This window comes from Hydrogenophaga sp. GW101-3F08, from assembly GCF_059424585.1.
The window spans coordinates 1-11,581 of sequence record NZ_JBWKZP010000016.1 but is presented as its reverse complement, the minus strand read 5'-3'; the positions used below and the strand labels follow the sequence as shown (position 1 = coordinate 11,581).

Genomic DNA, 11,581 nt, shown 5'->3' with positions numbered 1-11,581 from the left:
CCTCGCCCCTCTGGGGAGAGGGTTGGGGTGAGGGGCCGCCGCACACACTGGAACAACTGAAGTGAAACTATCCCTCGGACCCCTGCTGTACCACTGGCCGCGCCAGACCGTGTTCGACTTCTACGAAGCCATGGCCGCGACCGCGGTGGACATCGTCTACCTCGGCGAGGTCACCTGCTCGCGCCGCCACGAGCTGCGCCTGTCGGACTGGCTGGACGTGGCCGAGCTGATGCGCGCTTCGGGCAAGACCGCGGTGCTCTCCACCCAGGTGCTGCTCGAATCGGGCTCGGACGTGAGCGCGATGCAGAAGATCGCGGCGAACACCGACTTCGGCATCGAGGCCAACGACATGGGCGCGGTGAGCGCGCTGACCGGCCAGCGCGGCTTCGTCGCCGGCCCGCACCTCAACGTCTACAACGGCCCCACGCTGCAATGGATGGCGTCGCTGGGCGCATCGCGCTGGGTCGCGCCGTTGGAGATGCCGCGCAAAGACCTGGCCCTGCTGCAGCAGCAGCGCCCGGCCGGCCTGCAGACCGAGGTGTTCGTGCACGGCCGCCTGCCATTGGCGTTTTCGGCCCGCTGCTTCACGGCGCGCCACCGCAACCTGCCCAAGGACGACTGCCGCTTCAGCTGCATCGATCACCCCGACGGCCTGATGCTCAAGACGCGCGAGAACGCCGAGTTCCTGGTGCTCAACGGCATCCAGACCCAGTCGGCGCGGGTGCACAGCCTGATCGACGCCTGGGACGATCTGACGGCGCTGGGTGTGGACGTGGCGCGCATCAGCCCGCAGTCGTTGCACACGGCGGAGGTGATCGCGCTGTACGACGCGGTGCGCCGCGAAACGCTGAACGGCCCGGCGGCGCGCGCCGCGCTGCTCGGCCTGCTGCCCGACCGCGACTGCAACGGCTACTGGCACGGCCAGCCCGGGCAGGAGCGCGTCGAACCCGCCCTGGCCTGAACACCCCCACCGCCCATGACCAACACCCTTGCCAACGCCCAGCGCCACACCGTCCCGCCGCCGCTCGCCGCGCTGCTCTCGCGCCTGCCCGCCTACCCCGGCTCGCTGCTGCTGGTCACCGGGCTCAACCTGGTGCTGGCGCGGCAGCTGCCCGCCGACGTGGTCGAGCGCCTGCAGGGCCAGCGCATCCGCATCCACGTGCGGGACGCCGGCCTGAAGTTCGACTTTGCCTGGCGGGGCACAATGTTTCGCGCCAGCGCGCCGCAGCCCGCCACCGAGCTCACCCTGAGCGCCAACGCGCACGACTTCCTGCGCCTGGCGCAGCGGCTGGACGACCCCGACACCCTGTTCTTCAACCGCCGCCTCTCCATGGAGGGCGACACCGAGCTGGGCCTGGTGGTCAAGAACGCGCTCGACGCGCTGGAACTGCCGGTGTTCGACTTCGCGCCGTGGGCGCCGACGGCGGTGCTGTCCCGCCTGCGGCAGTTGCGCCCGTCGTGGGCGCCGGAGCCCCGCCATGGCCCGCGCTGAAGCCAAGCTGCCCATCGTCTACGCGTGCTCCGGGTGCTCCAGCGCCGCGCAGCTGGCCAACCACGTGGCGGTGCGCCTGGACCGCATGGGCACGGCCGAGATGTCCTGCATCGCGGGCATCGGTGGTGACGTGCCCAGCCTGCTAAAGACAGCCCGCTCGGGGCGGCCCATCGTGGTCCTGGACGGCTGCCCCCTGGAATGCGCGCGCCACTGCCTGGGCCGCCACGGCATCGAACCCACCCAGCACCACCAGTTGAACATCTACGGCGTGCGCAAGCGCCTGCACGAGGACTTCGACCCGGACCAGGCCGAGGCCGTGCTGTTCCGGGTGCGCAACGACCTGCAGCGCCTCTTGCAAGACACCGCCCCGCCACCCGATGAGCCCCCAACTGCCTGAACCTCGTCGCCTGCTGGTGGCCATCACCGGCGCCAGCGGCGCGGTCTACGGCCTGCGCCTGCTGCAGGCCCTGCAACACGCGCCCGGGGTGCAGGCGCACGCGGTGGTGTCCGACGCCGGCTGGCTCACGCTGCGCCACGAACTGAACCTGGCGCCCGAGGCGCTGCGCCCGCTGGTGCACACGCTGCACGACGCGGCGAACCTGGGCGCCGCGCCGGCCAGCGGTTCGTTCCGCTGCCAGGGCATGGTGGTCGCGCCGTGTTCCATGCGCACGCTCGCGGCCATCGCGCACGGCCTGTCGGACAACCTGGTCACGCGCGCGGCCGACGTGATGCTCAAGGAGCGCCGCCGCCTGGTGCTGATGGCGCGCGAGACGCCATTGCATCTGACCCACCTGCGCAACATGACCGCCGTGACGGAAATGGGCGCCATCGTCTGCCCGCCCATGCCCGCTTTCTACCTGCGCCCGCAGAGCCTGGACGACATCGTGGACGCCAGCGTGGCGCGCGTGCTGGACCTGCTCGACGTGCCGCACGCGCTGAGCCGCCGCTGGGAAGGTCTCGAATGACCTACCACGACCTGCGCGATTTCATGGCCCAGCTGGAACAGACCGGCGAGCTGCGGCGCGTGAGCGAGCCGGTCTCCCCGCACCTGGAAATGACCGCACTGTGCGACCGCGTGCTGCGCGCGGGCGGCCCGGCCCTGCTGTTCGAGCGGCCCACCGGCCACAGCATGCCGGTGCTGGGCAACCTGTTTGGAACCACGGGCCGCGTGGCGCGCGCCATGGGCGTGGGCAGCCTGGGCGAGCTGCGCCAGTTCGGCGAAGTGCTCGCCGCCCTCAAGGAGCCGCAGGCGCCGGGCGGGCTGAAAGACATGGTGGCCTTGAGCGGCCTGCTCAAGACGCTGTGGCACATGAGCCCCAAGGAACGCAGCTCGGCGCCCTGCCAGGATCGGGTGTGGGAAGGCGACGACGTGGACCTGGCGCGCCTGCCCATCCAGCACTGCTGGCCCGACGACGTGGCCCCGCTCATCACCTGGGGCCTGGTGATCACGCGCGGGCCGCACAAGACGCGGCAGAACCTGGGCATCTACCGCCAGCAGGTGCTCTCGCGCAACCAGCTCATCGTGCGCTGGCTCGCGCACCGCGGCGGCGCGCTCGATTTCCGCGACCACGGCCGGCAGCACCCGGGCCAACCCTACCCGGTGGCCGTGGCCCTGGGGGCCGACCCGGCCACCATCCTGGGCGCGGTCACGCCGGTGCCCGACAGCCTCTCCGAATACCAGTTCGCCGGCCTGCTGCGCGGCGCACGCACCGAGGTTGTGCGGGCGCTGGGCGTGCCGCTGCAGGTGCCGGCCTCGGCCGAGATCGTGCTCGAAGGCCACATCCGGCCCGACCCGCTGCACCCCAGCGGCTTTGAGCACGCGCTCGAAGGCCCCTACGGCGACCACACCGGCTACTACAACGAACGCGCCGAGTTCCCGGTGTTCACGGTGGAGCGCATCACGCAGCGGCGCGACGCCATCTACCACTCCACCTACACCGGCAAGCCGCCGGACGAACCCGCCATGCTCGCGCTGGCGATGAACGAGCTGTTCATCCCGCTGCTGCAGCGCCAGTTCCCCGAGATCACCGATTTCCACCTGCCCTCCGAGGCCTGCAGCTACCGCATGGCGGTGGTGCAGATCCGCAAGGCCTACGCCGGCCACGCGCGGCGCGTGATGATGGGCGTGTGGAGCCACCTGCGCCAGTTCATGTACACCAAGTTCGTCGTGGTCGTGGACGAGGACATCGACGTGCGCAACTGGGGCGAAGTCATCTGGGCCATGAGCACGCGCATGGACCCGGTGCGCGACACGATGCTGATCGAGCACACCCCCATCGACTACCTCGACTTCGCCTCGCCCGTGAGCGGCCTGGGCAGCAAGATGGGCCTGGACGCGACGAACAAATGGCCCGGCGAAACACAACGCGAATGGGGCCGGGTGATGGCCATGGACCCGGCGGTGACGGCCCGCATGGCGCCGCTGTTTGATCAGCTGATGGGTTCTTGATACTGTCCGGTCCATCCACGACCTTGGGGTCCAAAGGCCCGAACTGGGTGCCGTATCCATGAGTTTTTTAACGATTCAGGGGGCAGGCTTGCGCTAACCTTGGCCACATTCCTTTCGGCCAAAACATGCGCGCTCTTTCTGGCGATCGATTTCACTGGGGTTCTGCCTTCCTCCCATGGGGGAAGCACCCAACCCCTTGTTCATGTGAAATCCGCGCTCCTGGTGGCTTCACCGAACGAGGCGCCCCATGAAAGAGACCTTCCACACGGCGAAGGGCTTTGTCGCGAACAAGAACCGGCGTTCGAAGCACCCGCAGGGCATGGGGTTCCTGGATGCCCTGCCAGACGCGGCTTTGGACAGCGTGACCGAGTTGGCATGCTCGATTTGCGAAACGCCCATCGCGGTGATTGCCCTGGTCGACCAGGACAGGCAGTGGTTCAAGTCCGCACGTGGGCTGGATATCGGCCAGATGGACCCGGATCGGTCGTTCTGCGCGCACGCGATTTTGGAACCCACCCAGGTCATGGAAGTCCAGGATGCCACGACCGATGTGCGGTTTGCTGCGCATCCCATGGTCACCGGTGGGCCCAACATCCGCTTCTACGCGGGGGCACCCATCGTGACGTCCGATGGAATCGCACGCGGGGCTGTCTGCGTGCTCGATCGCGTTGCCCGGCGGCTGAGCGGCGGGCAACGCCGCTCGCTGGAAAACCTGGCCGGTCTGGCGGCGCGACTGCTGGAGCATGCCGAATCGATGCGAGCGCGGTCCCAGGCCCGGTTCGTGCAATGGGAGCAGGAAGAGGAGTTCCTCCAGGCGGTGAGTTCAGCCGCGCTGGACCTCACCTCGTATGTTGACCGGACGTACACCTACCGCTTCGCCAACGATGCCTACCTGAAGTACTGGGAACGGCGAAGGGAAGAGATCGTCGGAAAGTCCGTTGCCTCGCTGCTGGGCGAAGACATGTTCCAGAAAGTCGCCAAGCCCGCTCTGGATCGGGCTTTTGGGGGCCAGGTCGTTTCCTACGAGTCTGTCGTGAACTTTCCTGGCAAAGGCGAGCGACACGTCAAGATCACCTATCTGCCCTCAGGTGCAAGAGTGGGGGTCCCCTGCAAGGGCGTTGTTGTCCGGGTACAAGACATCCACGAACTCAAGAGCCATGAGCTCGAGCTCGAAAAAACCGTGCAACTGCTCGAACGCAAGACCATCGAGCAGCAGCGCTTCATCCACATCGTCTCGCACGATCTGCGCGAACCGCTGAACTCGATCAACAACTTCACCTCGCTTCTCGTGCAGGACCACCGCGAGAGCCTGCCCCGGGAGGCTCAGCGCTACCTGGACTATGTGTCCGCGGGGGGCGCGCGCATGACGCGGCTGCTCAACGACCTCATCCGGTTCACGGAACTGGAGAACTACACCCTGGACCTCGAAGCGGTCGACCTCAACCAGTTGGCGGCCCAGGTGCGCGACGACCTGCTCTCGGCGACCCTCGACGTGGGAGCGCAACTCCACATCGACGAATTGCCGGTGGTTGAGGGCAACGCTTCGTTTCTGAGGATCGCGCTGCAGAACCTCGTGTCCAACGCGCTCAAGTTCAGGCATCCATCGATCACGCCCATTGTTCGGGTTTCGTCGATCACCGAGGGAAGCGACGTGGTCCTGCAGGTGGAAGACAATGGCATCGGCATTTCAGACGAACACCAGGCCGAGGTGTTCGATGCCTTCCGGCGTCTGCACAACCGAAGAACGTACGAAGGCACGGGATTGGGGCTGGCGATCTGCAAGCGCATCGCGCAAATGCATGGGGGCTGGCTCAGCGTGAAATCCGAGCCGGGCGTCGGCAGCTGCTTTTCGCTGCATTTGCCGTCATGTGTTTCGAACCCGTCGGGTGACCCTTTGGCATGAACCCTCTAGAACGCATCATCCTCGTGGACGACAACGACCTGGACAACGTCTTTCACGAGATCGTCATCCGCAAGACCGGTTTCAAGGGTGAGGTCCGGGTGTTTGAGTCGGGCACCGATTTCCTGGCGTTCTTGAAACAGGATGCCCTGAGTCTGCGAACCTGCGTTTTCCTGGACATCAACATGCCCTTGCTCAGCGGCTTCGACGTCGCGCGCAGTGTCTCGCCGGTCTTGCAGAACACCCCAGGCTTCGAGCTGCACTTCCTCACCTCCTCCGGATCGACGCAGGACAAGCAAATGGCGGGCTCGATCCCCGGTGTGAGTGGCTACCTGGTGAAGCCCCTGACACGAGAGTTCCTCGTCGAGCGGTTCCAGCTGGGTGTCTGAGCCCGACGGGCGGGCCATGGCGCACCGCTCGCCCGGCCCGCAGCCCCCTGGAGGGAATCGCCTGCAGCGCGGCGGGGGTGTTCCCTAAGCTTGCACGCCGTAGTTCGCCAGCCGGGGCACGTCCACGATGTGGATGTCGCGCTTGTCGATGCGGATCAGCTGCGCCGCTTCCAGCTCGTGCAACACCTTGGAGAAATACTCCGGCGTGAGCGACAGCCGCGAGGCCACGGTGGCCTTGCTCACCGGCAGCGAGACGATGTAGACCTCGCCCGTGGAGCAGTCTTCCACCTGGTGTTCGCGCAGCAGATAGCCGATCACCCGCTGCATGCCGGTGTGCAGCGCGCCGGTCTCGATGTCGTGCACCAGGCCGTGCAGGCGCCGGGAGATGCCGGCCAGCATGCGCAGCGAGAAACGGGGGTCGCGCTGGATCTCGTTGACGATGACCTGCTTGCCCACGCTCAGCAGCAGGCTGCTGGTGAGGGCCTGTGCATTCAGGATGTAGGGCTTGTCGGTGAACATCAGCGCCTCGGCAAAGCTGTGGCCGGGCTGCACCAGCTCGATCACCTTTTCCTGCCCGGCGGGCGAGAGCACGAACAGCTTGACCTGGCCCATGACCAGCACGTGGAATTCGCGGCAGGGCTCGCCGTAGCGGAACACGGTGTCGCCCCGGGCCAGGCGGCGCACCTGGCAGCCCTGGGCCACGCGCTCCAGCTCTTCGGTGGACAGGTCGGTGAAGAGCGCCTGGGTCGCCAGGAAGCGCGGGATGTTGAAGTCGCTGGTGTCCATCGGTTCCTTTGCCCGTGTGGGGGCTGCGGCGGTGCCGGATTGTAGGTGTGGGGGGCCGGAATCCAGCCGGATATCCCCGGCCGATTCTTGGCATTTTCGACGGGAAACTTGAACCGGTTCAAGGAAAGAAAACCCACCCGCTCCCAAACTCGGCTCCAGCATTACAGCCACAGGAGCGTACCCCAATGAGCCAACCCCATTCCAGCGGATTCACCAAGCAGATGGCCCGCAACATGTTCTATGGAGGATCGGTGTTCTTCATTCTCGTGTTCGTCGGCCTGATCTGGGACAGCGAACGCCGCATTCCCACGCGCTCGAACGCGCAGGCCATCACCCCGGCCGTGATCAACGGCAAGAAGCTCTGGGAGACGCGCAACTGCATCGGCTGCCACACCCTGCTCGGCGAAGGCGCCTATTTTGCGCCCGAGCTGGGCAATGTGTACGCGCGCCGCGGGCCCGACTTCATCAAGACCTGGATCAAGATCCAGCCCACCCACGTGGAGGGCCGGCGCCAGATGCCGCAGTTCAACTTCACCGAACAGCAGCTCGACGACCTGGTCGAGTTCCTGCGCTGGACCGGTGGCGTCGACACCGAAAAATGGCCACCGAACATCGAAGGCTGAGAGCCATGCGCACACCCGACACCACAAGGAACTTCCCCATGCCCGCGACCAGACTCCCTTACGCCTCGCAGTCGGTATCCCGGTACTACTTCATCGCCGCGCTGGCGCTGTTCACGGCCCAGATCGTCTTCGGTCTGGCGCTCGGCCTGCAGTACCTGCTGGGGGACTTCCTGTTCCCCTACATCCCGTTCAACCAGGCCCGCATGGTCCACACCAACCTGCTGATCGTGTGGTTGCTGTTCGGCTTCCAGGGCGCGGCCTACTACATGGTGCCCGAGGAGTCCGAGACCGAGCTCTACAGCCCGAAGCTGGCGATCGCCCTGTTCTGGATCTTCCTCGTGGCCGGCGCGCTGACCATCGTGGGCTACCTCGCGGTGCCCTACGCCAAGCTGGCCGAACTCACGGGCAACGACCTGCTGCAGACCATGGGCCGCGAGTTCCTGGAGCAGCCCCTGCCCACCAAGCTGGGCATCGTGGCGGTGATGCTGGGCTTCCTGTTCAACATCAGCATGACCGTGCTCAAGGGCCGCAAGACCAGCATCAGCCTGGTGCTGATGATCGGCCTGTGGGGCCTGGCCCTGCTGTTCCTGTTCAGCTTCGTGAACCCGCACAACCTGGTGCGCGACAAGATGTACTGGTGGTTCGTGGTGCACCTGTGGGTGGAAGGCACCTGGGAGCTGATCATGGGCGCGCTGCTGGCCTTCGTGCTGATCAAGACCACCGGCGTGGACCGCGAGGTGATCGACAAATGGCTCTACGTGATCATCGCCATGGCGCTGATCACCGGCATCCTGGGCACCGGTCACCACTTCTTCTACATCGGCATGCCCGGCTACTGGCTGTGGGTGGGCTCGATCTTCTCGGCCATGGAGCCGATCCCCTTCTTCATGATGACGGTGTTCGCCTTCAACATGGTGCAGCGCCGCCGCCGCGAACACCCCAACCAGGCCGCGCTGCTGTGGGCCGTGGGCTGCTCGGTGGTGGCCTTCCTGGGCGCCGGTGTCTGGGGCTTCATCCACACGTTGAGCCCGGTCAACTACTACACGCACGGCAGCCAGGTCACGGCCGCCCACGGCCACCTGGCCTTCTACGGCGCCTACGTGATGGTGGTGCTGGCGATCATCAGCTACGCCATGCCCATCCTTCGCGGTCGCGTGGCCAACAGCCAGAAGGCGCAGAACGTGGAGATGTGGAGCTTCTGGATGATGACCATCGGCATGGCCGTGATGGTGCTGGCGCTCACCGGCGCGGGCATCCTGCAGATCTGGCTGCAGCGCATGCCGACCTCGGGCGCGATGTCCTTCATGGACACCCAGGACCAGCTGCGCTTCTTCTACTGGATCCGCGTCGGCGGCGGGGTGGGCTTCCTGCTCGGCCTGATGACCTACCTCTCCAGCTTCTTCGTCGGCGGTGTGCCCCGCGAAGTGCCCGAGGGCGCCTCGGCCCTGCGCATGCGCGGCGCCTGAGTCCCGGGTGAGCGCCATGACCGTCACCGAACTGCACGCCCGGGCCAACCCGCTGCCGTACTACGCCGAGCAGGCGGGCGAGTGCGAGGTGTTCAGCCAGGCCTGGCGCGCCCAGCTGCCGCTGCTGATCAAAGGGCCGACCGGCTGCGGCAAGACCCGCTTCGTCGAACACATGGCGGCCCGCCTGGGCCGCCCGCTGATCACGGTGTCGTGCCACGACGACCTGGGCGCGGCCGACCTGGTCGGCCGCTTCCTGATCGGCCAGGGCGAGACCGTGTGGTCCGACGGGCCGCTGGCGCGCGCCGTGCGCACCGGCGCCATCTGTTACCTGGACGAGGTGGTCGAGGCCCGCAAGGACACCACCGTGGTGCTGCACCCGCTGGCCGACGACCGGCGCTGCCTGCCCATTGAGCGCACCGGCGAGCAGCTGATCGCGCCGCCCGGCTTCATGCTGGTCATGTCCTACAACCCCGGCTACCAGAACCTGCTCAAGGGCCTCAAGCCCAGCACCCGCCAGCGCTTCGTAGCGCTGGACTTGGCCTACCCGCCGGCCGACACCGAACGCCAGATCGTGATGAACGAGGGCGGCATCGGGGCCGACCAGGCCGCGCAGCTGGTGCAGCTGGCCCAGGCCCTGCGCCGCCTGACCGAACACGACCTCGAAGAGACCGCCAGCACCCGGCTGCTGGTCTGTGCGGCCCGGCTGATGGCCGGCGGCCTGCCGCCGCCCCGGGCCTGCCGCGTGGCCATCGTCAACGCCCTGACCGACGACCCCGGCACCGCCGAGGCGCTGTTCGAGGTGGTGCGCGCGGTGCTGGGCGACGCGGGCTGAACGCGCCGCCCCATGGATCTGCTGGCCCCCACCGCCCCTCCCGCAGGCGCCGCAGCGGGCCGCGCCCAGGCCCTGCAGGTCTGGCGGCGGCGCACCCAGATCGGCTTCTTTGTCCTGTTCCTGCTCGCGCCCAGCCTCAACCTGCTGCGTTTCGACCTGTACGAAACCCAGCTCTGGGTGTTGGGCATGCGCTGGTCGCTCGGCATCGACGGTCTGCTCACCGGCGAGATCAGCGCCACCCAGGCCGGCCTGAACCTGCTGTGGCGCGCGCTGCTGCCCGCCGTGCTGCTGGTGGGCGGCTTCCTCGCGCTGGCCTACCGTTACGGCCGCATCTACTGCGGCTGGCTGTGCCCGCATTTTTCGCTGGTGGAGTCGCTCAACAGCCTGCTGCACCGCGCCTGCGGCAAGCTCAGCCTGTGGGACCGCACGCCGGTGCACCGCGCTGGCGTCACGCCACAGCGGCGCTGGTGGCCGCTGTTCGCGCTGAGCTGCCTGATCGCGGGCTTTGCCTGGGCCATCACCCTGCTGACCTACCTGTTGCCGCCGCAGCTGATCTGGAGCGGCCTGTTCAGCGGCACGCTCAGCGCCAACCAGCTGCGTTTCCTGCTGGTGGGCACGGCCGTCTTCAGCGCCGAGTTCGCGTTCGCGCGCCACCTGTTCTGCCGCTTTGGCTGCGCGGTGGGCCTGTTCCAGAGCCTGGCCTGGATGGCCAACCCGCGCGGGCTGGTGGTCTCGTTCGAGCGCGAACGCGCGCGCGACTGCCGCAGCTGCCAGAGCGAGCAGCGCAGCGGCCCGGCCCACGCCGCCCTGGCCGCGCCCAGCGCCCCGCTGGGCAACGCCTGTGACAGCGTGTGCCCCATGCGGCTGCAGCCGCGCAACATCAAGCGGCGCATGTTTTCCTGCGTGCAGTGCGGCCAATGCCTGGACGCCTGCGACAGCACCCAGACCGCCCAGGGCCGCAGCCCCACCCTGCAGTGGCGCATCGGCGCGGACGCCCTGCGCGAAACCCTGCGGCAGCGCCGCGCCCACCCTCCGGAGCACAGCTGATGGAAGAGATGGTGGGACGCTGGTGGCACGTGGCCCTGACGCGCCTGACCCGGCCCGAACACGCGGCCGCCGCCGTGCACCTGCCCGAGATGAAAGCGGCCATCGGCCTGCTGTTTCGCGCCGCGGGCGGGCAGGCCCACGTGCGGCTGGCCGAGGCGGGCCTGCAGCGCACCACCGCCCCGCGCCACTGGCTGCACCGGCTCGCGGGCAGCGGTGAACGCGCGGCGCTCGCCGTGATGGAGCCCGAGGTGCTGGCCCTGCCGCCGAGCGTGGCGGTGTTCGCCGAACCCGCGCTCAACCGCGACCTGTACCTCTGGCTGGCCCTGCTCACGGCCCACTGGCGCCACAGCGGCAGCTGGGTGGGCGACAACCGGCGCGCCACCCGGCGCGCGCTGGAGGCCTTCCCCGGTTTTCACCCGCGCTACGAGCGTCTGCGCGATATGCACCTGGCCCAGCGCCCGGCCGTGTCCGGCCTGCGCGGGCGCGCCGCCCTGGCCGAGCAGGCCGTGGCCGACACGCTGCGCGGCGGCGCGCCCGCCGACGGCGACTGGCAGGCCGCCGACGTGGCCCCGGTCTGGCTCTGGGTCTGCGGCGCCC

12 protein-coding genes and 1 pseudogene are annotated in these 11,581 nt (G+C 67.9%); 12 read left to right on the top strand and 1 reads right to left on the bottom strand.

Annotation, left to right across the window (positions count from 1 at the left end):
- Positions 1-61: 61 nt before the first annotated feature.
- From ubiV to AC07YZ_RS24860, 7 genes are all read left to right on the top strand, one after another.
- Positions 62-961, top strand: coding sequence for a ubiquinone anaerobic biosynthesis protein UbiV (ubiV, locus tag AC07YZ_RS24890; RefSeq protein WP_494796726.1), 900 nt, complete (start codon positions 62-64; stop codon positions 959-961).
- Between the two features lie 15 nt (positions 962-976).
- Complete coding sequence (gene ubiT, locus AC07YZ_RS24885) at positions 977-1,492, top strand: ubiquinone anaerobic biosynthesis accessory factor UbiT (protein ID WP_226490352.1); 516 nt, start codon at positions 977-979, stop codon at positions 1,490-1,492.
- Positions 1,479-1,889, top strand: a complete 411-nt coding sequence (locus tag AC07YZ_RS24880; protein ID WP_494796725.1) for a putative zinc-binding protein — start codon at positions 1,479-1,481, stop codon at positions 1,887-1,889. The genes ubiT and AC07YZ_RS24880 overlap by 14 nt, the downstream gene beginning before the upstream one ends.
- Complete coding sequence (locus AC07YZ_RS24875) at positions 1,870-2,457, top strand: UbiX family flavin prenyltransferase (protein ID WP_494796724.1); 588 nt, start codon at positions 1,870-1,872, stop codon at positions 2,455-2,457. Before AC07YZ_RS24880 ends, AC07YZ_RS24875 begins: the two co-directional genes overlap by 20 nt.
- Positions 2,454-3,941, top strand: a complete 1,488-nt coding sequence (gene ubiD / locus AC07YZ_RS24870) for a 4-hydroxy-3-polyprenylbenzoate decarboxylase (RefSeq protein WP_494796723.1) — start codon at positions 2,454-2,456, stop codon at positions 3,939-3,941. The genes AC07YZ_RS24875 and ubiD overlap by 4 nt, the downstream gene beginning before the upstream one ends.
- Before the next feature lie 247 nt (positions 3,942-4,188).
- Complete coding sequence (locus AC07YZ_RS24865; RefSeq protein ID WP_494796722.1) at positions 4,189-5,844, top strand: sensor histidine kinase; 1,656 nt, start codon at positions 4,189-4,191, stop codon at positions 5,842-5,844.
- Positions 5,841-6,230 (top strand): response regulator, encoded by a 390-nt coding sequence (locus AC07YZ_RS24860; RefSeq protein ID WP_494796721.1) that lies wholly within the window; start codon positions 5,841-5,843, stop codon positions 6,228-6,230. Before AC07YZ_RS24865 ends, AC07YZ_RS24860 begins: the two co-directional genes overlap by 4 nt.
- 84 nt (positions 6,231-6,314) lie before the next feature.
- Here AC07YZ_RS24860 and AC07YZ_RS24855 read toward each other — a convergent pair whose 3' ends face one another.
- Complete coding sequence (locus AC07YZ_RS24855) at positions 6,315-7,016, bottom strand: Crp/Fnr family transcriptional regulator (protein WP_226490358.1); 702 nt, start codon at positions 7,014-7,016, stop codon at positions 6,315-6,317.
- Positions 7,017-7,201: 185 nt separating this feature from the next.
- Here AC07YZ_RS24855 and AC07YZ_RS24850 point away from each other — a divergent pair, with 185 nt between their 5' ends.
- The 5 genes and pseudogenes from AC07YZ_RS24850 to AC07YZ_RS24830 form a co-directional block, all read left to right on the top strand.
- Positions 7,202-7,639 (top strand): c-type cytochrome, encoded by a 438-nt coding sequence (locus AC07YZ_RS24850; protein ID WP_494796720.1) that lies wholly within the window; start codon positions 7,202-7,204, stop codon positions 7,637-7,639.
- Positions 7,640-7,677: 38 nt separating this feature from the next.
- Positions 7,678-9,105 (top strand): cbb3-type cytochrome c oxidase subunit I, encoded by a 1,428-nt coding sequence (locus AC07YZ_RS24845; protein ID WP_226490360.1) that lies wholly within the window; start codon positions 7,678-7,680, stop codon positions 9,103-9,105.
- Between the two features lie 16 nt (positions 9,106-9,121).
- Positions 9,122-9,937, top strand: coding sequence for a CbbQ/NirQ/NorQ/GpvN family protein (locus AC07YZ_RS24840; protein WP_494796719.1), 816 nt, complete (start codon positions 9,122-9,124; stop codon positions 9,935-9,937).
- 12 nt (positions 9,938-9,949) lie between these two features.
- Entirely contained in the window at positions 9,950-10,984 is a 1,035-nt protein-coding gene (locus tag AC07YZ_RS24835) for a 4Fe-4S binding protein (protein WP_494796718.1), read from the top strand.
- A pseudogene (locus AC07YZ_RS24830) lies at positions 10,984-11,581 on the top strand (nitric oxide reductase activation protein NorD); the annotation flags it as partial. The gene AC07YZ_RS24835 and the pseudogene AC07YZ_RS24830, both read left to right, overlap by 1 nt.